We start from the raw sequence: 21,311 nt of genomic DNA on the forward strand, positions 1-21,311 counted from the left end.
TATTTTAATTGATAGAGCAACGATAGTTGCATTAAAACAACACGAAAAAACAAAAAAATTGGTAATTACTCCAGTGGAAAGAAGGGTAATAATATGACAAACATTGTCCTCATCGGCATGACTGGCAGCGGGAAAACGACAATCGGGAAAGAGCTGGCCAGCCGCCTCAAGCTGTCTTTTATAGACATGGACGACTTTATAGAAAAACAGGTGGGGCAGTCAATCCCGGAATTATTCGAACAGGGCGAAGCGGTTTTCCGATCTCTAGAAACTGACGCCTGCATCAAGCTGGCCGATGCCACTGATACAGTGATCTCGACTGGCGGAGGTGCTGTCCTGAAACAAGAAAACCAAAAGTGGCTCAAACAAGCGGGCGTAATCGTATGGATCGATCGTCCGGTAAATCTAATTGTAAAAGACATTGAAACTGCACACAGACCACTTTTGAAAAATGGCAAGGAAGCCTTATATACGCTTTTTGAAGAACGTCAACCGGTCTACGAGGCTCTTGCAGATGTAACTGTCCGCAACGATCAGTCCCTTTCAGAAACGGTGAATGACGTGCTGAATCAGTTGACTAAACTTGACACTAAAGGAGACCACTCATGAACATATGGATTATCAACGGACCCAATATTAATCTTTTAGGAACAAGAGAGCCGGATATTTACGGTCACGAAACAATGGAATCGATCAACCGTCAGATTCAGACTTATCTGACTGATCACGGACATATCTATGAATTTTTCCAGAGTAACTCCGAAGGGGCACTGGTCGATAAAATACAGGATGCATTGAATGAGCAGGTTGACGGCATCGTCATCAATCCGGCTGCCTATACTCATTACAGTTATGCCATTCACGATGCCTTGAAATCCGTGTCTATTCCGACAGTCGAAGTCCATCTGAGTGCCATTCATTCCAGAGAAGCATTCCGGAAAGATTCTGTGATCGCTCCCGCCTGCATCGGCCAGGTGTCAGGCTTCGGACCAGCGAGCTATCTGTTAGGCGTACAAGCTCTGGAACTTCATTTGGCAAAGGAGAACACCTAGATGAATTTAGCAATTGTAGGCCTTGGTGCCATCGGAGGATCCTTTGCGATGAGCCTGATGAACAAGGGGAATCACCGTATCATCGGTATCGACATCGATGAACAGACCATTGACTATGCACTGAAAGAACAGATCATTCACGAAGGCATGACTGTTCCGGAAGAAGGCTTGAAAGAAGCAGACGTGATCATGCTGACCCTTTACCCCAGCCAGATCGCACCTTTTGTAGAGCAGTACCGTTCCTATTTCAAGCAGGGAGTCGTACTCACTGATGTGACCGGCGTGAAAACCTCTATTATTAAAGAAACGTCCCGCGTCCTTCCAGATCACGTTGACTTTATTTTTGCTCATCCGATGCGTGGAAGTGAGAAAAAAGGAATAGCCGGTGCATCCGCAGATAAATTTAAAGGAGCGAATGCTTTGATCACCCCCCTTCCTCAAAACAAGGAAGAGAACCTCACCCGTATAGAACAGCTGTACCGGGATGCCGGATTTTCCACGCTGACTCGGGTGACACCTGAGAAACATGACGAGCAGGTTGCCTATGTCAGCCAGCTGATGCACGCCCTGTCAGTATCCGTCGTAAACAGCAGCCAGGCCTCGGACGACACACTGCTCTTTGCCGGCAACAGCTTTCAGGAACTGACCCGCATAGCCGATATCAACGACAGCCTCTGGAGTGAACTGTTTCTGAATAACAAAGAGGCACTGATTCAGTCGATTATGTCATTTGAAGCCGAGCTGGAAACCTTCAAACAAGCTATAGAAGCAGATGATGAAGAAGCTCTGAAAGACTTTCTGATTCGAGCACGCGATCAGCGCAGAGACTGGTACTGATCAAGCTCGGAGAATCATTCGCCACTTTGCAGAACCAGCCCTTTAATGATTTAAAGACTCGCCAGTCGGCGGGTCTTTTCACTTTCCAAAAGCTTGTCATTATGGCCAGAGCTTTGTTCCTTGACACCAAAAAGGACGCGTCTCAAAAGAAGACGCATCCTTTATTTACCTATTCAAACTTTCCATTCACCGACATAGACATTTTCGCCTTCCACCATGCCTTCTTTCCTGAAGCCGAATGATTTATAAAGACGAATCGCCAGGTCGTTGTCCGGTTCAGCACCGATCCTCAGGTCCCTCACATGCCTGTGAGGCTTGAACTCTTTCAGAAAAAGAGCCAGCGCTTTTCTCCCGATCCCTTTTCCCTGGTAGTCCCTGTCGATCATAAATCGTTCCAGCCACCAGGAGTCGATCGGATAGGCATCATCAGCTGGATAGTAGCTGCACATCAAAAATCCGACTACAGTTCCGTCCTGATAGATGGCAAACGGGTATTTATCCTCTTCGTAGGTCGCTTCCAGAAGGGACAAATAATTGGGGGCCACAAAGTCTTCCTGGTGCGGATGCACTTTCAGATCCACTACGGTCATATAATTATGTTTGTCTACAGGTTTCAGTTCAATCATCGGTCATCACTTCTTCAGTAAAATTTGAATTAACCTGCCTGTGGGTCACTTTTCAAGTCTTTACTTGAAATAGTTGATGCCCATAGCATCCTTAACTTCATCCAGAGTCTGGGCTGCGACAGCTTCGGCTTTCAGGCTTCCCGATTTCAGCATATCCAGAATGGCTCCTTTATCTTCAGCAAATGCTTCTCTGCGTTCACGAATCGGTTGAAGCTTGGCCTGAAGCACATCATTCAGGTAACGCTTGATTTTGACATCACCCAATCCTCCGGCGCGGTACTGGTCTTTCAGTTCCTGTACTTTTTCCTTATCGTCATCAAACACATCCAGATACGTGAAGACAACGTTACCTTCGACTTGACCCGGATCCTCCACACGAATGTGGTTCGGATCGGTATACATGCTCATGACTTTTTTCTGGATGGTATCTGCACTATCAGACAGGTAGATACCGTTATTCAAAGACTTGCTCATCTTCCCTTTTCCATCAATTCCGACCAGACGGCCCTGACCTTTTGGAGGCAGGATGATATCCGGTTCAACCAGAACATCTTTTCCATAAGTCCGATTGAAGTCGCGTGCCACTTCACGTGTCTGCTCAAGCATAGGCTTCTGATCTTCTCCTACAGGAACGTGAGTCGCTTTGAACGCCGTAATGTCTGCGGCCTGGCTCACCGGATACATGAAGAACCCTGCAGGGATACTTTCGTTGAAGCCTTTTTCCTGAATTTCAGACTTAACGGTAGGGTTACGATGCAGTCGAGCTACGGTGACCAGATTCAAATAATAAAGCGTCAGTTCCGGCAGTTGAGAAATCTGAGACTGAATGAAAATCGTCGTCTTCTCAGGATCCAGTCCCACAGCCAGGTAGTCCAGAGCCACTTCCATAATGCTCTGCTGAACCTTTTCGGGATTCTTAGCGTTGTCCGTCAGTGCCTGCTGATCCGCCACCATGACAAATACATTATTCTGTTCATCTTCTTGAAGCAACACTCGGTTCTGTAACGAGCCGACATAGTGACCTAAATGCAGTTTCCCGGTTGGACGATCGCCAGTTAATATAGTACGTTTCATAATTATTATCTCCTTGGATAGCGTAGTCTAATTGATTTTATTGTATCTTACTTACACAGTAAAAAAAAGGTAAAATGCATCTCCTGCTGATCAGGCCTGCTTCTTCTCCTTGAAGCCTCGAGTCATCCACCAGATGGTCAGGCCTGACATGATAATTAGAATAATCCATTCACCGAAAGGAATAAAGAGCTGGCTCAGGATCATTATTAGAGAAAGAATGAAGACAGGCACGAAAAAGATCAGCGTGCCCATGCATCCCAGATTAGCTTCAGACGCTGAATACTTCCTTGAAAAAGGCAGACTTTTGACGGATCGGCGTGCTTCCAGATAAAAGACAACACTCATCAGCAAAAAGCCGTTGATCATCTGAAGCAGATAGCCCCATCCAGAAAACACAAGGACGACTGCAGCAATTATCAGATAAAGCGGCAGCAGGATTTTTACCAGCATCGCCTTGAGAGCTGCCCGCATGAACGGGGCTCTAGACTGCTGCGGTGTCAGATTGAACACCCAGCTTCCCTTGTAATTAGTTGAAAACTGAATCGATACTGTCAGAACTGGAATCAGCAGTAAGGTGAAATAGGGCAGATACAGAAATGATACGGGATTCTGTTCCAGTCCCCCAGTCTGATCACCAGTCAGTGTCGTGAAGACGAACACGATCGGGAAGACCAGCGCACTGGCAATCGACGGATACAGACGGGTCTTGAATTCCCGCTCCGTCTTTGTCAGCTGCCAGGAGAAATGAAAGTAGGCCTTCTCCAGAGGGTCTTTGCATAATCCAGAAGCTGCGATTCTTTCCAGAACCGACCGTTTGTTTATTTTAAGACTTGAAGCATTCATTTTTTGAAGATTGCTTTCAATTTTATCCGTACTCCAGTTATATAAAATCACAAGTAACACGGATCCTACTATAAGCAGGCCGGTATATATGCCGTAAGTCAGTGTCCAGCCTTCCTGAAGCAGTCCAAATGGTGCCACGAACCACATTGGGAAAAGAACGGAGTGGCCGAGGGTCAGATTCATTTCAACCAGCAGCGTTTCCGGATCGATGATCTGAAAAATCTGGCCGACTAAATAATAGCCGATTACCATAAAGATTGATAGCGAGATCTGACTGTAGGCAATGATGTTTTTCAAGCGTTCGCCGTCAAACTGCTTAAGAATCGTAGCGTAAACGACAAGGGTCATGCCCAGACACCAGAGTGAAGCCAGCAGCGAAAGCACAAGGACCAGCAGTCCGGCCATTAGGCCATTGAAGTAGAAGGTGAATAGAATCACTGGCGCTCCGATGGCCATCGTAAATGAAATAAGATAAATGCCTACATGTGTAGCCTTAGCTGCTCCGAGCGTCTTCCTGGTTACAGGCTTTGTTCCGATGAGTATTGAGTCTTTTGTATCCAGCAGAATAGTTGAAAAATTAGCCAGAAGAGTCGAAAACGTCATCAGGAACAGAAAACTGAAATACGTCGTGTACTGAAACACCCAATTGTCATACGCAAAAAGGAATAGCAGAAAGACACTGATCAGTGCGTAGACCCACAAACTGGAGAAAAAATGGTTTTTTTCTTCACCCGACCGGCTGTTTGAACTGACTGCCTGCATCGGTGATTCTCGCCTGCCGTCCATCGTCATCTTCATAGAAAGAATGTTGCGCATCTGAGGATAATCGACCCCAAACTTTTCATATACTCCTGAGAGAACATCTATAATCCGCAGATAGACCGGTGTCTTCCCGCCTTTTTTCAGCCCAAGAATGTCACGCATCATTGGAACCGTCTCCCTTCATTGCAGTGAGGAACTGTTCGGCGAGAGCCGCATGCTGGTCAAAGCCTGTCAACGTATTGAAAAGCTGCTCCAGAGTGCCATCCGCCTCTTCTTTGAGCTCCTCAAACGGGCCGTCCGCAACGACTTCTCCGTCATTCAGAATCATGATGCGGTCACTCAGTTTTTCAACGGTATCCATCACATGGGATGAATAAAAAATCGTCTTGCCTTCTTTTTTCAGCTGCCATAATAATTCCTTTATGATCTGTACACTATTCGCATCTAACCCATTGAGCGGCTCGTCCCAGAAGAGGATATCCGGATTATGAAGCAGGCTGGAAATAATCAGAACTTTCTGACGCATCCCTTTTGAAAAAGAAGCCAGACGCCCATTCAGTGACTCTTTTATGCCTAAAGCATCCATCATCTCTTCTGATTTAGACAGAATGATGTCTTCTTTCATTCCGTAAAGTTCACCGATGAACAGCAGGTATTCTTTAGCCGTCAGTGTTTCGTAAAGTTCCGCATTCTCCGGCACATAACCGATGCGTGATTTGTAAGTAACCGTCTGACTGTCTATTGGCTGCCCGAAGAGTCGAATCTCTCCCCCGTCTCTTTCCAGCACCCCAAGAATAATTTTGACCGTAGTACTCTTTCCAGCTCCGTTCGGCCCTATGTATCCGATAATTTCTCCAGGATGTACTGTAAAATCAACGCCTTTCAGTACCGGTTTTCCGTCAAAAGATTTAGTCAGCTGACTGATTTCTAATATTGGTTCCATAACTGCCTCCATGTGTCATTTAGTGATAGTTTAGCACAAAATAATAACTTTACTCCTTTCTATTACCAATCATCTTTAAAATATGCTACTGTTTACTTATTCATTTTACTGAAAGTGAGCTGATGACATGTATACATATGAAACTTCATTCGAACGCGCTTCTTTATGGGCAATCATCTGGCGGATCGCTCTGGCCACGCTTGGTGTAATCATTCTTGGCGCTGTACTGCTCGTTGCCTTTATGGGCGAACACATCACGATGATCGGTCTGCTGACGGATGGGCTGATTTACTTCTTTCTTTATAAAATCACGATAAGTCAGATGAAAAAACAGTCCTTGTCCGTGGCAGCACTGTCTTCCCCCTATGAAAAGACTGTTTCTCCAATGATTCGAGTGGCTGGCTGGACCATTCTGACAGCGGTCGTGGCTTCTTTATTTGTCTACTTCTTTGTTTCTGTTCTGACATTTATTCCCACACTGTTTGACCGCATCGTGCCTTATGTTCTTGAACTGACTGGCTCAGAAGATCTTCCGGTGTTCTATCTCTTCATTGTTGCCGTCATATTCGCACCAGTTGTAGAGGAAATTGTATTCAGAGGGTATCTGCTGAATAAATGGGTCGACAAATACGGGGTGAACAAAGGGATTATTTTCAGTTCAGTCGTCTTCATGGCTATTCACCTGCAGTCGCTGTTCATTCCTCAACTTCTCGTTGGTCTGGTCTGTGGAGTTACTTATGTGAAATACAACAATCTTATCTATCCAATTATCGCTCACGCTTTATACAATCTGCTGGTAATCCTCCCCCTATTTCTGGCTCCATCCGTTTCAATTGCGGATGCTCAGGCTGAATTTTTAATGTTGAGAGATGGTCTGCCGACTGAGTATGTCGTCTACTCTGCATTATTTATTCTTTCTCTTATTTTCCTCATATGGCTACTTCGCAGAGAATGGAAATCTCTTAGAAATTCAGACAGCCCTTACGCTCAGAACATTTATTCCATTGAATAGATGATCCATTCCTTTCCGTCTTCCGGGAAGGAACTTTTTATTTTAGCCTTCCTAAAATGAATAAAAGGTGTATACTATTAAAATATAGCAATCTTTCTAGTAAAATTCTAATACAGGGAGCGCTTCATACATGACCGACTGGAAAACCGTTTATCAAGACATCAGACCATCACTCAATAAGAATAAAGATAACCACCTGGACACCCTTTTCACTCTTCTAAGACAGCCAAGTATCAGCACACTTAACTTAGGCGTAAAAGAATGTGCCGATCTTCTGCTCAATATGATGACAGAGAATGGCATTAAAGCTCAGCTCATGGATACCGGTGGACACCCTGTGGTTTACGGGGAACTGCTCGATCCTGAGAATACGACCACCATTCTCTTTTACGGGCACTATGATGTCCAGCCTCCTGAGCCACTTGAGTTGTGGGAGTCCGATCCGTTCGAGCCAACAATTAGGAACGGAAGAATTTACGGCCGAGGTACAGGCGACAACAAAGGTCAGCTGATCGCCCATATCCTAGCCGTGGGTACTTTACTTAAAGAACATGGCTCGCTCCCGGTCAACGTCAAATTTCTTTTCGAGGGAGAAGAAGAAAAAGGCAGCGTCAATCTTGCTTCCTTTGCGGAAAAACATAAGGACCTGCTCAAAGCAGATATTGCCTATACTGCAGACGGGCCAATGGAAGGAGACGGGCAGCCCTCAGTGACTCTGGGTAACCGCGGACTGCTCTATGTTGAAGTGAAAGCTCAGGGTGCCAATAGAGATAACCATTCAGGTAATAAGGGAAACATTGCCCCTGATCCCGGCATGGCTCTATTAAATCTGGTCCGGTCCATGGTCACTGAAGAAGGAGACGTTCTGATAGACGGATTTTATGACGGTGTACTGACTCCAACCCCAGAAGAAGCAGAACATCTGAAGAGCTTGGCCTTCTATCCAGAAAAAACAGCGAAAGTCATCGGTCTGGACAGCCTCGATATGACTGGAGAAGAATACTACACAAACTTATGCTTCAAACCGACGTTTACCATTGCAGGATTTGAAACGGGGTATACAGGAGAAGGAACAAAGACGATCATTCCTGGAAAAGCTAAAGTCAAACTGGATATGCGCCTGGCACCTAATCAGGACCCCCAAGCCATCTATGAAGCTATTGAAAAGCATGTGGCAGCCTTTGATTCCCGCTGCCGCTTGTCAGTAGAAAATCTGAGTGCAGTCAAGCCTTCCAAAACGCCTCTGTCTCATCCACTCGTACAGAAAGTGATCGAGTCAGTCGAGGTGGCTTATGATACCCCGCCAGTTGTCCTTCCAGCTCTTGGGGGCACCGGTCCTATGTATGTCTTCACTGATATTTTGGGCATTCCGTCTGTCACGGTTCCTTATGCCAATGTCGATGAAGATAATCATGCACCCAATGAAAACCTGGGACTGAAAGAATTTTACTGGGGCATTCAGGCCAGCTGCAGCACCATCCTTCACTTAGGGCTGACAGACTGACTCGTCACAAAAGTTGGGACATTCTAAAAATCTGCATAATAAAACCAGCTGCCTGCTATAGTGACCAAATAAAGTTAGACCTGAAAAATCTAACTTTCTGGAGTCTGCACAGGCAGCTGTTTTTTTCTGACTAGTTTTTGAATTTTACCCTTCCCATTCGTTAAAGAACTGGATCAGGAAGTCTTCCATAAAGGCGTGCCGCTCTTCGGCGATCTGCTTTGCCGTCTCGGTGTTCATCAGATCCTTAAGCTTAAGCAGCTTCTCGTAGAAATGATGAACCGCACTCGATGGCCCTTCCCTGTATTCTTTTTCAGTCATGCTCTCGCGTACAGACAGTTCCGGATTGAAGATGACGTCTCCCTTGCTTCCTGCATACGTAAAGCAGCGGGCAATTCCGATTGCCCCAATTGCATCCAGTCTATCTGCATCCTGAACGATCTGAGCCTCAAGAGTCGTCAGTTTCCGACCATTTCCACCCTTGAAGGAAATAGTCTGGATGATGTCCATGATCCGTTCTGCGTCTGATGAGGATACACCCGCCCCCTCAAGCCAGTATTCAACTTCTTGAACAGCCTCGTCTTTGCTGCTGACCAGCTTGTCATCAATCAGATCATGCAGCAGAGCAGCCAGCTCCACTATATAACTGTTGGCCTGTTCTTTTGTTGCCAGCTTGGAAGCCATCTTCCAGACTCGCTCAATATGATACCAATCATGTCCGGACCCTTCATTGTTCAGTTTCTCTTTTACCATATCTATTGTGTCTGCTACAATCGTCTGCTTGTTCATATGAGAACTCCTCTGCTCTTTTCTTAACTTTAACACACTTGAGGAGATTTGAACATGCGTTCTAAAAAAGCACCTTTCAACTCGTAGTCGAAAGGTGCTTGATCGTTGTGCTATTTGAATTAAAGGACATCTCCGGTCTGAGCATCGACTTGCTGGTCGCTGCCGCCTTCGACGTCGATATCATAAATCGTACGGCCGTCTTCTACTTCGAGACCCCATTCTTCTACATAACCGGAACCTGAAGCATCAAGTGCAGCTTCCATCGCTTCCTCTGGTGAAATGATGCCTTCCAAATCTAATATGTCTCCTGAATCATCGTCATCGTCCTGTTCCTGCTGAACAATTTCGCCTGTCTCTGAGTCGATATCCAGTTCGTATTCGTACTGGCCGTCCCAGCCTTCGAATTCATACAGGTAGCGTCCATCGTCATAATTGAACTGAATCTCACTGATATTGATGTCTTCACTGCCGAACGTCTCATAGAACTGATCGATCGCATCGTCCAGACTCACAGAGAACGTCATTCCTTGGATCCCCTGAGAATCATTGGCATCGTCAGCTGCACCATCAGTCTCATCATCGGATGTATTGTCCGCAGCGGTATCATCAATATCGTCTTCGCCCGTATTATCTGCAGCAGTATCATCTCCCGCATCCGTGTCACCAGTCTGTTCCGTATCATCTTCCACAGGCGTTGTATCCTGCGTATCGTTATCATAACAAGCAGCTAATAGTAGAGAAGCTGATAATGAAAGCACCCCTAATCTGATTGCTTTACTCGTTGACATAAAAATCCTCTCCTTACTATCATTCTTTCTTAATACATATGAATGATAACAGGTTTAAAGAATAAAGGCAAACATGACGCTTGTGAAAATAAGATCATTTCAGGTCTCTACTCAGTGTAGAATGGCGCAAAAGTTATTTCTTCACAACCAGCTGAATGGCTTTCTGAATCATTTCTTCCTGTTCTTCTATGTTGGCTGATGGATTTTCCAGGCATCGCTTCAGGTTCTCAGCTACAATCACACCCATGATCCGGTCCACACTGGAGCGAACTGCAGACAATTGTGTAACGACATCACTGCATTCTTTGCCTTCTTCGAGCATTTTCTGCACGCCTCTCAACTGTCCCTCTGTCCGTTTCAGCCGATTATAAATACTTTTATCGCATTTCATATTACTCGATGTCTCCTCTCCAGGCAGACATGCCGCCCATTACGTTTACTACATCATACCCCTGATTTCCCAAAAAGTCACACACCATTGATGAACGTCCGCCTGATAGACAGATGACATGATACTCCTTATCTTTTTTAACGTAATTCCGAAAGAAGTCTCCCACTTCTAAGCGTATGGGTGCGAAGCACCAGTGAAAGTGGGAGATGAATTTCGGTCAAGCGATAGCTTGAAGTGGTTAATGTCATTCTCATTTGGTATACTTTATATATAGACGATAACCAAGTCTATATAGGCGACAACCAAGCCTACTGAGTATTCCTTGGCGTTAGCCAAGTAAAAGAAAACCTATGAGGCAGGGACTGCCTTTTGAGCCTACCCATATCCGATTCCTCTGTCTGCATGAAACCTGTGCAGACAAGAATGGAGTTCGTAGGAAGCCCCCACTTCAAAATCCGGAGGATTTAAGTGGTGGGTAGTTCACGGGTTTTAAATTCTTGTGCGAGTCCGCTTAACGGCATGCTGACTGCTCCTGGAATGTGTCCGGCAGCGAATTCATCTGCTTCTCTCACATCAATTATATTTAGATTTTCACGTTTCTGTTTCTGTCCAAACTCATCCATGCTGACTGATCTATACATATTCCAATTCCTCCGGTCTGACTGCCTGATAAAGTGCATATGCACCATCCAGGTTTTTTACTTTAAATCCTGACTGTTTCAATAATCTTTCACCAATATAGCTTCTCTGTCCGCTTCTACAGCTGATGATATACTCCTGCTCTTTGTCCAGCTCATCCATCCGGTCACGAAGGTCATTCAAAGGAATGTTGAGAGCATTCGGGAATCGGCCCGCTTCCAGCTCTGATTCAGTTCGGACATCCAGCAGAACAGCTCCCTTTTCCAGCTCACGGTTCAGCTCATGCCATTGAATCGAGTCACTTAACCCTTCAATAATATTCAATGCGGCGTATCCAGCCATGTTTACTGGGTCTTTTGCCGAACCGAACGGTGGGGCATAAGTAAACTCAAGCTCTGGCAGATCAAAAATAGTGAGACCTCCCTTGATGGCTGTTGCAATAACATCGATACGTTTATCTACACCTTTAACGCCGACTGCCTGAGCCCCATACAGTGTACCACTGACTGGATCAAAAATGACTTTTAATGTGATATCGGTGGCTCCTGGATAATATCCGGCATGGTCTTTGCTCAATGTATGCACGGCTGCAACGTCTTTGCCTGCTTGTCTGAGCTGTCGTTCGTTCAAGCCAGTCGAAGCGGCTGTCATGTCGAAAGCACGCACAATAGCTGTTCCAATGCTTCCTTTATTCTCACGACTGATTCCAGCTATATTGTCTGCAACCTGACGTCCCTGACGGTTTGCAGGAGAAGCAAGGGAAATCAGTGCATCTTCCTGGCTGATCTGATTCTTGACAACAATTGCGTCTCCGACTGCATAGATATCTTCTACGCTGGTCTGATAGGTGTCATCAACCAGGATTCCTCCACGAAGGCCCAGCTTTATTCCTGCTTGTTCAGCCAGACTGCTTTCCGGCTTGACCCCCACTGACATAATAGTCAGATCTGTTTTAAATTCTGTTCCATCTTCCAGTACGATGATGCGGCCTTTTTCTTTAAACGCCACCGCGGACTGAGAAGTAATCACCTTGACACCTTTATCTTTCAGCTCATTCTGCACGAAGACTGCCATTTCTTCGTCCAGTGGCGGCAGGACATGCGGAGCTTTCTCAATGATCGTCACGTCGATACCCCTGTATTTCAGGTTTTCTGCCATTTCAATGCCTATAAAGCCTGCGCCTACAACGACCGCTTCTTTTGGATCCACCTGATCAATTCGGTTCATGATTTTATCCAGATCAGGCACGTTCCTCAACGTATAGACATTTTCAGCTTCGTCCAGCCCCTCAACAGGAGGAATAAATGCTTTTGCTCCAGGTGACAGGATCAGCTTGTCATATGATTCAGTTATCTGTTTTCCATGATGGGCTGCCGTCACAGTCTTCTCTTCAGGATTGATCGACAGGACTTCATGCTCCGGCCTGACATCCAGACGGAACCGGTCATAGAGAGCCTCAGGAGTCTGAACCAGGAGCTTGTCTCTTTCTGATATTTCACCAGAGACATAATACGGCAGGCCGCAGTTGGCAAAAGATACATACGGCCCCTTTTCAAAAATAATGATTTCAGCTTCTTCTTTCAACCGGCGTAGACGTGTAGCGGCAGACATTCCTCCAGCTACCCCGCCTACTATAATAATTTTTTCCATTTACTGTTTTCCTCCTCTGACAGGTCCATTCCATTGGGTCATGCCCCCGCGGATATTCACGACATCATAGCCCTTCTTTTTTAGAATGGATGCCGCTCGCTTGCTTCTCATTCCAGACTGGCAGATGACGTAGACCTTTTCATCCTTATCCCCCGTGTATCCTTCAATTCTGTTCAGTGGAACATTTTTTGCTCCAGGTATATGCCCTGCACGGTATTCTCCAGGCATTCGCACATCTATAATCTTGGTCTGATTGTTTCTTTCTGCTTTTAGCTGATCAGCACTTATAGCGGCTGACCGGTTGAATAATCCAAACACTCGTGTTCCTCCTTATTTGTTTCTTTTTATACCCTATGGGGTATATTATCATCTTAGTTTGAGCACTGTCAACCCCCTTAACATAAACTGTCTGCAATTTTTTTGACTATGATGTACAATATAAAGTAAGAGTACTTAAAGGAAGGATGGAATAAAATGAAGAAATCTTTGAAGTGGGGATTATTTGGAGCTTTGGGGCTGACGGCTGCAGCTCTGGCTTATTCAAGTGCCTTTTTTTATAAAAAAGCTGTAGGAATCAACCACAAAGAATTTGTAGATGAGTTCAGCATGGATGAGATCCAGGCTGATGACCCCTGGAAAGAGGAAAAAGAATGGTATAATACAGTAGATAAAAAGATTCTGACGATCCGGTCTACGGATGAACTGACTCTTTCAGGACTATTCATTCCCCAGCAGGAGCCTACGAAACGAATAGCTATTATCGCTCATGGATATAGTGGAAGCAACAAGGACATGGCGCCTTGGGCTAAACTTTATTTCGATTTAGGTTTCAACCTTCTTCTTCCTGATGCCAGAGGGCATGGGGACAGCGAAGGAGATTACATTGGATTTGGCTGGCATGAACGTAAGGATTACATTACCTGGATAGATAAACTGATTGATGAATTTGGCGAAGAAACTGAAATCGTTCTTTTTGGATTAAGCATGGGGGCGGCGACTGTTATGAATGTCAGCGGCGAGCAGCTGCCAGTCAATGTCAAAGCTGTCATTGAAGACTGCGGTTACAGTTCGGTGACCAAAGAGATGGCTCATCAACTGAAAACCCTGTACAAACTGCCTCAATACCCGTTCATTCCGATGACCAGCCTCATCACAAAAGTCAAAGCCGGCTACTGGTTCGGTGAAGCCAGTCCTGAAGAACAGGTAAAAAAATCCTCTATTCCAACGTTATTCATACATGGAGATGAAGATGACTTTGTGCCCACCTATATGGCCTATGAACTCTATCACTCAGCGAAAAGCCCTAAAGAGCTGTATATAGCTGTTGGTGCAAAGCATGGTTATGCATATGTGACGGATAAAGAGATGTACCGTACCCGTATCAAGCATTTTTTAAATACACATATGAACAGCGTCGACTATCCACTGGCAGTCTGACCCTTATTGAATCGTCTGCCTATTCTCGGATGACTGTCAGCTCAGCAAGAGCGGGCTGTATAAACACATTATAAACCGAACGATTCTACTCAATTGATAACTTTTCAAAATGCTCCTGTATACAGAACGACCCCCTTCAGTTTTTGCCGAAGGGGGTCTATTTATTTCGCATTGGCTATTGCTGGGGCCATTTATGATTGTCCGCCTCGACTGCTCCCAGAAACTTTCGTCTCCGATGACTGACCTTTTGAATGCTCTCAGAGAATTTCTTCTCTTCAACTAACGGCAGCTTCAATTCTTTTAATTCTGTCCAGTCTGGATAAGGGGGTTCATTTTCTGCTTCCTCAATAAAGGCAGAGGTCATCGATTCAAGGTATGTTTCGACGCTGGATCTGGCTTCACTGATCAGCATCATGTTGACCGTTCCTTTATCAGCCAAACCATGATGAACCACTGTCAGTACATCATCCAGGATGGCGATGCCCACCGCCGATGATTCCTGGGGCTTCTGACTGTGATAGTAATGAAGGAGCGGGTAGGCCTGATGCTGCTGGGTCAGTTCCGTGATCTGTGAAGATGCATTCATTAGAAACAGATCAAGCTGGTAAAAACCTTCCCCACTCCAGGCCTTCCGCATGACTTCTGAGCTGTCCATTCCCAGCCCAGTAACCGTCTGGGCCAGTGCACGTTTTTTGCCGACTGCACTGACAACTGAAATGACATAAGAAGCACCTAAGGTCAGAAAAAGAATGCCTATTCCTGAATTCAAGGCTGTTATGACCTGCCAGAATCCGGGCTGCGGAGAGTAGTCCCCTACCCCGAGAGTAAATAATGTAAACCCTGTGAAATAGAGACGTTCGTACCACATGACCGGCCCTTCAAACGTCGTCTGGACAATAGACTCCGGATCTCCTGAAAAAAACAGAGTAAGACCGATCCAAAGCAGCAGGACCCAGCTGAGAAGGGTCAGAACGAGAATAAGCGGACCGATGATATTAAACAAGCCCTTCTCATTCTTACTTATTCTCCTGGTAATCTTCCACGTCGATCGAGCTATCCTCTTTGACATGGGTCCCGCTCCACGGTCTACCCACAAGGTGGTCCATATCAGATCTGTGATCGTGAACAGAATTAGAGCCACACCTGATACGTATAGTAAAATACTAGTCATTTCATCACCTCTTCTCAGTCTTTCTTCCATTATAATTGAGCTTAATGGTCACTTACAATGAATAAGAGTCACTAGTCATCCTCACATAACAAAAATATAAATTGATAGGCCGATTTTTAGGTAATAAAAGAGTAAATTTAAAATATAATTGATAATACCCATTTAACTGCATAAAAATTATTAAAAAATCTTTTTTATACATGTGCAAGTGATATTTATTCATACTAACGTTACTTAATTTTATGTTTTTGTTCAATTTAGTCTACTTAATTCGTATGATTATATGGAATATTTTATATCACTCTCTTTTTTATTCACTTATTGCTATGTTCTACCTTGCAAACATAGTATAATACTTTTAAACAGGATGAATATTCATAATTATCTAATCAAATATCCAGACATTTTCACAGTCCCTTGCTGATTCAGTTGCCTTAATAAACTGATCATGTGCTTTATTACTTAAGGAGAACTACCATGCCTATTCAGAAAAAGAATGTTTACGGATTAATTTTTATATTTGCATTTACGCTGTTCTACTATCTATGGCTTTTCCTTTTTCAAGACGATTCTTACCTACTTACCTGGGGTGGGAATACCCTGTCTCTGATTGGATCAGCTGTCCCATCCATCTGGCTTTATCAGGCCTATAAAACTGCCGAGAAGCCAGACAAGCCATTCTGGTTCCTGATCACTTTAGGAACATTCAGTTATTTCCTGGCTGAATGTTCCTGGATACTTTACGAGAGTGTCCTGAGAATCGAAGTCCCTTACCCAGGAACCCCTGATCTCTTTTATATACTTAATGTGCTGTTCTACCTTAGTGCCTTCGGATTCAAACTATACAAGGAAAAGACAAAACTTGTTCTGACCCGCTACATTTTCGATATTCTTTTCATTATGATTATTTACGCCACCCTCAGCTGGTATTTTTTATTAAACCCGATCATTTTAGCAGGAGATGTTTCTCTTCTAGCCGTAGTTGTATCGCTTGCCTATCCAATCGGAGATCTGGCGCTGGCTTTCTGCCTGCTTATGGTGATTTTCTCAAGTAAACAAATCTTTTCGAATGACTTTATTCTATTTTTTGGCGCCGGTCTATTTACTTATATTGTCGCAGACACTGCGTTCGTCTATCTAGTCAGCACTGAAACTTACGACTCCGGATCCTGGACTGATCCACTCTTTATCTTAGGCGTGCTGCTTGTCGGCTTTACCGGACTGCTTCAGAAAAACCGGTCGTCTAATCTATTGAGAAAAAAAGCAGTCGACCGGACGAAACCTATGCTGTTCGCTATTCTTTTACCCTTTTTCGGGCTGACTTTGCTGTACCTATTCATGATCTTTACAACTACAGGGGCAAATGCCATCACTATTGGTGTCGGGGTGTCCATTATGCTTGTCATAGCCCGGCAGTTTCTCCTTCTGTCAGAGAATAGACGCCTACTTCAAAAATATTTAAAGAACGCTGGTGAGCTTCAATCCAGTCAGGAACGTTACCGGTCATTGTTCGAGCATCATCCTGACGTAGCCTTTTCATTCACACTTGACGGTACAGTCCTGAGTGTCAATGAAAAAGGGGCTGAAATTCTCGGCAAAACAAGGGAAGAACTTATCGGACACTCACTGATTGACACTATACATGCCGATTATCAGGAAACGGTCAAAGGACATTTTAATAACGCTAAAAAAGGCATCTTCAAAAATTATGAACTCCCTCTCAGCAATACAGACAACGAATTTTATTACCTGGGTGTGACTCATGTGCCGATCAAGGTAGATGGAGAAGTTATTGGTGTCTACGCTATTGCGAGAGACATTACGGAAAATAAAATTAATCAGGAACAGATCCAGTATATGGCCTTTCATGATCACCTGACTCACCTGGCCAACCGCATCCGTTTCGAAGAAGTTCTTCAGACGGCTATAGAGAATGCCAAGCTTAATGACAAGAAATTTGCGTTTCTCTTTATAGATCTGAATAATTTCAAAGACATCAATGATGACTATGGTCATGCATTTGGAGATAAGCTGCTGGCTCAGGTAGCCAGACGCCTTGCTTCGATGGTCAAGAAGGATGACTGTGCTGCACGACTAGGCGGGGATGAGTTCACTGTACTGATTGATGATCTCGATAGCTATGATGACGCCATGAGATGGGCCAGTCAGCTCCTGAACAAGCTGAACAAACCTTACCTCATTGATGGAGAAGAAATCGTCTGCACGCAGAGTGTCGGCTTTGCCTACTACCCTAAAGATGGTGAATGCGTACAGGACCTGCTGAATAAGGCCGACGCAGCCATGTATAAGAATAAACGCCATTCCAAAGCAATGTTAGCTGCTAAACGAAAGATCCCGCACGCATGATTAGCGTCGGGATCTTTTTTTATTCTTCATTTTAAACGTGCATTCGTTTACTCAACTCATTCTTTATAGCTTTGCCGTGGCGAAGCAGAACAGACCAGAACATGATGAAGCTGAACAGAACAGACAGCCAGCTGGGCAGATCGATGACGACCCAATCCATTTGTATGAAAAGGAAAGGGATGAAGCCTACTAAGGCTGCCAGCTGAAGGTACAGAATATAGTCGCCTGCCTGTAGCCTGACGACTTGTATCACCACAAACATCGCCAGCAGGGCAGAGATACACAGAATCGGTATCACGAAGGTCAGTGACCAGCCGAGCCAGCCGAGGATATAGTCAAAGTACACGCTTAATAGAGAGAAGAGAAAGAGAATGTAGACGATCCCTTTTACGATATTCCGCCGCTTTCTAATCAGGACCAGTACCATCATCCAGGTGACCATCAGTCCGAATAGCACGAACTCAAGTCCGAAAAAGCGGAAGCGCCAGATCGACTGACTGATGAAGTAAATCAAAATGACCAGTAATGACACTAGCGTCAGTGACTGCTTGACTTTTCTCCTCTGGAACCTCAGACCGACTTCCGGAAAGGATGTAGACGGGCTTCTCTTTCCTGATTCAATCAATGGTGTGTCGCATAACGGACAGGCATTCCAGTTATCCAGCACATCGACCTGACATTCAGTACACTTTTTCATCACTCAAACTCCTCACTCGTCACCTTGTTGACATCCAGCTGGATATCAAGCCCTTCGCTGGACAGGTATCTGATAAATCGTTTCTGAATATCCGTTTCGATGAATGGACTGGTGAACAGAATATTGAGTATATCCTTATAACTGTTTACGCAGAACTGAGGTCTGACGACTGCCGTGTAAAAATTGATATTATCCACGTATGGTTCAACCATTTCAGGGAGTGACAATTTCCCAAGGTTGGACATCGCTACCGTTATTTTCCGGTTCGTATAGAGGCTGACCCATTTCAGCACCAGGTCCTTGATCGGTCTGAACACGACACGAATGGCCGGATGAAATTCAAAGCCGATGAACCGTTTAAGACGTTTCTCAATAGCTTCGGGTTTGATTTCTTTCTTCAGCTGATTATCGATTTCCTGACAGATGTCTTCGATATTATATGGCTGATTCTTTTTAAAGGTATACGCCATCAAAGTCGTACTGAAAAAATTTCTGACTGAAAAAGACGGATAGAATTGTCTCAAATTGACTGGTATCGAAACAGTGACGGTGTCCTCTTCTTTTTTCTCCTCAATCGATTCATAGACGGATATCATAAATATAGCCGTCAGATATAAGGTCAGTGATACCTTGTGTTTCTTCGACAGAGCCAGTACATCTTTGACCTGTGTGGTCATCTCAATAATACGCGGGCGGTGATCAGGTGTGATCGTGCCTTTGACTCTGTGTACATTTGAATAGTGAGTCTGTTCTTCATACGGCTGAAGACTTTTCTCGATGTTGTCTGCTTCCTTATACGCTTCTTCAAACGGTTCCCGAGTAGGTACGTTCTCACGCTTCTTCTTTTTCTTTCTGAAATAGCGGTTGAAGCTGTCTTCCAGATCCTGTTTCTGTCGAGGCGTTCGTTCAGAGTTTTCTCCAAAGGCTTCCGGATGTCTTAAGCGCGTATATTCTGTAATCAGATCTTCGAAGAACCACATCGCTCCCGTTCCATCAGTCAATGCATGAAAGACTTCAATGTGGATCCGGTTTTCATTATAAATCACCCTGAACAGCAGTTCTTTCCGGTCGTAATGATAAATGGCTGTACATGGAGGCATGGTTTCTGGCTGAACATACGGAATCTTTTCAGTGTGTTCCAGATAGTACCAGAAAATCCCCCGTCTCATGACGTTCTGAAAGAGTGGATAGCCTTCATAAACTTTGATCAGTGCTTTCTGAAGGGAGGCCGGATCGACTTTTTCAGACATTTGCGCCGTAAAACGAAAGACTTTAGTATCCACATCCGTACGTGCAGCTAAAAAGATATTCGAGGCATTGTCCAGTCTGACCCAATTTTTCTTTTCCATGCCTCTGCCTCCTCCTTATGATTGATTTAAAAATGAATCGATTGCTGCAAAGGTCTCTTCGACCGGTTCAGTGAATTTAGGATAAGTGATGAACCCGTGTACACTGTTATTGACCCGATGAATTTTAGCGGTGTTGCCTGCTTCTTCCAGGGCTCTGGCGTATGCCTCCCCTTCGTCCCTAAGCGGATCGAATTCTGCGGTTATGACCAGCGTATCAGGCTGATTCGACAGATCCTCAGCCATCAGTGGTGAAATCGTCTGGCTCTTGCGTATATCTTCGTCAGGTGCATATAGTTCCATATACTCCTGAATTTTCTTGATGGTCAGGCCATAATCGTAGCCATTGGTCCGAATCGATTCGAACGGCGATGCTTCGGTGTGATCCCAGTACGTCACTGGATAAATGAGGATTTGCCTTGAAGGCAGACGCTTCTTTTTATCTCTCAACAACAGTGAGACGGCAGCTGCTAAGTTGGCTCCTGCAGAGTCTCCCATTAGGATCCAGTCCGGTTCGTTCTCATCCAGCTTCGTCATCAGCACTTCAGCCACTCTCAGACAGTCATCCAGTCCTGCCGGATACGGGTGTTCCGGTGCGAGCCTGTAATCGACCGAGTAGATGATCCGCCCCATGCTGTCCGCCAGATTCACACATGGACGTGTGTATGTCTCGATATCTCCAATTACCCAGCCCCCACCATGAAAATAGATTACCGGCTCATCGTACTTCTTTTCTTTAGGATAGAAAATCCTGACAGGTATTTCGTGATTGTCACCTGTCGCATAAATTCTCTCATCCATAATCCGGTAGGTCGGCTTAGGCTGTTTAGAAAACAATCTCTGCATGCGCCTGATGGTCTGGTAGTCCTCTTGAATATCTATTTTTGGTGAAGAGGCCAGCCTCAATATAAATTTAAACAGTGGATTCATTTTTTCTCCTCATGGAACTGAACTTTTTAACAGTTTACCATACATCGAACCGGTCCTGATACCCCGAGGCGACATAAGTACTCCCTCATTTCACCTTAATTTCCCTGCTTTAAGAAGAGTTATAGCGAGTAACCGCCCTATTCCGTGCGGACTCTTTCTATGATTTGGCGACTCTCACTAGTCTTGTGATTGATCTAGTGGCGCTCTGGTCTGCGAATGGGTCATAAAATTCATATATGGTACATTCACGCAAAAAATTTCAGGCCGAATGGACCATATCTTCGTTTATGATCTATTAACCGATTTTATCCGGCAGCGAATGGTCCATATCTCCATATGTGAACCATTCGCCCCGCCCTGTCCCGTCTCACCACCGCTCTAATATAATCGAGTAGGAGGTAAATAATTAATTTATTTACCGTCCTCTCACACCACCGTGCGTACGGTTCCGTACAC

Annotated in this window: 22 protein-coding genes; 7 read left to right on the forward strand and 15 right to left on the reverse strand. The window is 44.8% G+C overall.

Annotated features, from left to right (window positions below; all coding sequences use genetic code 11):
- Positions 1–93: 93 nt before the first annotated feature.
- From ABFX15_RS05755 to ABFX15_RS05765, 3 genes are read left to right on the forward strand one after another with little or no spacing between them, the layout of a single operon-like run.
- Positions 94–609, forward strand: a complete 516-nt coding sequence (locus tag ABFX15_RS05755; RefSeq protein ID WP_346024523.1) for a shikimate kinase — start codon at positions 94–96, stop codon at positions 607–609.
- Positions 606–1,052 carry a type II 3-dehydroquinate dehydratase gene (gene aroQ, locus ABFX15_RS05760; protein ID WP_346024524.1) on the forward strand — a complete coding sequence of 149 codons (447 nt, stop codon included), beginning with the start codon at positions 606–608 and terminating at the stop codon, positions 1,050–1,052. The genes ABFX15_RS05755 and aroQ overlap by 4 nt, the downstream gene beginning before the upstream one ends.
- A complete protein-coding gene (locus ABFX15_RS05765) occupies positions 1,053–1,889 on the forward strand; it encodes a prephenate dehydrogenase (protein WP_346024525.1) in 837 nt (278 codons plus the stop codon).
- A gap of 173 nt (positions 1,890–2,062) precedes the next feature.
- On the opposite strand, the gene ABFX15_RS05770 is transcribed toward ABFX15_RS05765, so the two are convergent.
- The 4 genes from ABFX15_RS05770 to ABFX15_RS05785 form a co-directional block, all read right to left on the reverse strand.
- Positions 2,063–2,515 (reverse strand): GNAT family N-acetyltransferase, encoded by a 453-nt coding sequence (locus ABFX15_RS05770; RefSeq protein WP_346024526.1) that lies wholly within the window; start codon positions 2,513–2,515, stop codon positions 2,063–2,065.
- Between the two features lie 60 nt (positions 2,516–2,575).
- The gene (gene trpS, locus ABFX15_RS05775) at positions 2,576–3,589 is read right to left on the reverse strand and encodes a tryptophan--tRNA ligase (RefSeq protein ID WP_346024527.1); all 1,014 of its coding nucleotides are present in this window, start codon (positions 3,587–3,589) and stop codon (positions 2,576–2,578) included.
- A gap of 90 nt (positions 3,590–3,679) precedes the next feature.
- Complete coding sequence (locus ABFX15_RS05780; RefSeq protein WP_346024528.1) at positions 3,680–5,359, reverse strand: hypothetical protein; 1,680 nt, start codon at positions 5,357–5,359, stop codon at positions 3,680–3,682.
- Positions 5,349–6,137 (reverse strand): ABC transporter ATP-binding protein, encoded by a 789-nt coding sequence (locus ABFX15_RS05785; RefSeq protein ID WP_346024529.1) that lies wholly within the window; start codon positions 6,135–6,137, stop codon positions 5,349–5,351. The genes ABFX15_RS05780 and ABFX15_RS05785 overlap by 11 nt, the downstream gene beginning before the upstream one ends.
- 127 nt (positions 6,138–6,264) lie before the next feature.
- Here ABFX15_RS05785 and ABFX15_RS05790 point away from each other — a divergent pair, with 127 nt between their 5' ends.
- The gene (locus ABFX15_RS05790; protein WP_346024530.1) at positions 6,265–7,149 is read left to right on the forward strand and encodes a CPBP family intramembrane glutamic endopeptidase; all 885 of its coding nucleotides are present in this window, start codon (positions 6,265–6,267) and stop codon (positions 7,147–7,149) included.
- Positions 7,150–7,279: 130 nt separating this feature from the next.
- Entirely contained in the window at positions 7,280–8,653 is a 1,374-nt protein-coding gene (locus ABFX15_RS05795) for a M20/M25/M40 family metallo-hydrolase (RefSeq protein ID WP_346024531.1), read from the forward strand.
- 144 nt (positions 8,654–8,797) lie between these two features.
- Here the strand turns inward: ABFX15_RS05795 and ABFX15_RS05800 are convergent, their stop codons facing one another.
- From ABFX15_RS05800 to ABFX15_RS05830, 7 genes are all read right to left on the reverse strand, one after another.
- Complete coding sequence (locus ABFX15_RS05800) at positions 8,798–9,439, reverse strand: HD domain-containing protein (RefSeq protein ID WP_346024532.1); 642 nt, start codon at positions 9,437–9,439, stop codon at positions 8,798–8,800.
- Between the two features lie 119 nt (positions 9,440–9,558).
- A complete protein-coding gene (locus ABFX15_RS05805) occupies positions 9,559–10,227 on the reverse strand; it encodes a PepSY domain-containing protein (protein ID WP_346024533.1) in 669 nt (222 codons plus the stop codon).
- 133 nt (positions 10,228–10,360) lie between these two features.
- Entirely contained in the window at positions 10,361–10,618 is a 258-nt protein-coding gene (locus ABFX15_RS05810; RefSeq protein WP_346024534.1) for a metal-sensitive transcriptional regulator, read from the reverse strand.
- Position 10,619: 1 nt separating this feature from the next.
- Positions 10,620–10,784 (reverse strand): rhodanese-like domain-containing protein, encoded by a 165-nt coding sequence (locus ABFX15_RS05815; protein WP_346024535.1) that lies wholly within the window; start codon positions 10,782–10,784, stop codon positions 10,620–10,622.
- 298 nt (positions 10,785–11,082) lie between these two features.
- Positions 11,083–11,259, reverse strand: coding sequence for a rhodanese-like domain-containing protein (locus ABFX15_RS05820; protein ID WP_346024536.1), 177 nt, complete (start codon positions 11,257–11,259; stop codon positions 11,083–11,085).
- A complete protein-coding gene (locus ABFX15_RS05825; RefSeq protein WP_346024537.1) occupies positions 11,252–12,907 on the reverse strand; it encodes an FAD-dependent oxidoreductase in 1,656 nt (551 codons plus the stop codon). The genes ABFX15_RS05820 and ABFX15_RS05825 overlap by 8 nt, the downstream gene beginning before the upstream one ends.
- A complete protein-coding gene (locus tag ABFX15_RS05830; protein ID WP_428830604.1) occupies positions 12,908–13,225 on the reverse strand; it encodes a rhodanese-like domain-containing protein in 318 nt (105 codons plus the stop codon).
- Between the two features lie 156 nt (positions 13,226–13,381).
- Here ABFX15_RS05830 and ABFX15_RS05835 point away from each other — a divergent pair, with 156 nt between their 5' ends.
- Positions 13,382–14,344 (forward strand): alpha/beta hydrolase, encoded by a 963-nt coding sequence (locus ABFX15_RS05835; protein WP_346024538.1) that lies wholly within the window; start codon positions 13,382–13,384, stop codon positions 14,342–14,344.
- Between the two features lie 175 nt (positions 14,345–14,519).
- Here the strand turns inward: ABFX15_RS05835 and ABFX15_RS05840 are convergent, their stop codons facing one another.
- Complete coding sequence (locus ABFX15_RS05840) at positions 14,520–15,515, reverse strand: ion channel (RefSeq protein WP_346024539.1); 996 nt, start codon at positions 15,513–15,515, stop codon at positions 14,520–14,522.
- 477 nt (positions 15,516–15,992) lie between these two features.
- Here ABFX15_RS05840 and ABFX15_RS05845 point away from each other — a divergent pair, with 477 nt between their 5' ends.
- On the forward strand, positions 15,993–17,882 hold the full coding sequence (locus ABFX15_RS05845) for a diguanylate cyclase domain-containing protein (protein WP_346024540.1): 1,890 nt from the start codon (positions 15,993–15,995) through the stop codon (positions 17,880–17,882).
- A 31-nt stretch (positions 17,883–17,913) separates the two neighbouring features.
- Here ABFX15_RS05845 and ABFX15_RS05850 read toward each other — a convergent pair whose 3' ends face one another.
- From ABFX15_RS05850 to ABFX15_RS05860, 3 genes are read right to left on the reverse strand one after another with little or no spacing between them, the layout of a single operon-like run.
- Positions 17,914–18,579, reverse strand: coding sequence for a DUF6320 domain-containing protein (locus tag ABFX15_RS05850; RefSeq protein ID WP_346024541.1), 666 nt, complete (start codon positions 18,577–18,579; stop codon positions 17,914–17,916).
- Complete coding sequence (locus ABFX15_RS05855; protein ID WP_346024542.1) at positions 18,579–19,928, reverse strand: condensation domain-containing protein; 1,350 nt, start codon at positions 19,926–19,928, stop codon at positions 18,579–18,581. The genes ABFX15_RS05850 and ABFX15_RS05855 overlap by 1 nt, the downstream gene beginning before the upstream one ends.
- A gap of 15 nt (positions 19,929–19,943) precedes the next feature.
- The gene (locus ABFX15_RS05860; RefSeq protein WP_346024543.1) at positions 19,944–20,855 is read right to left on the reverse strand and encodes an alpha/beta hydrolase; all 912 of its coding nucleotides are present in this window, start codon (positions 20,853–20,855) and stop codon (positions 19,944–19,946) included.
- Between the last annotated feature and the right edge of the window lie 456 nt (positions 20,856–21,311).

Source organism: Alkalibacterium indicireducens, from assembly GCF_039522005.1.
GTDB classification, from domain to species: Bacteria; Bacillota; Bacilli; order Lactobacillales; family Carnobacteriaceae_A; genus Alkalibacterium; species Alkalibacterium indicireducens.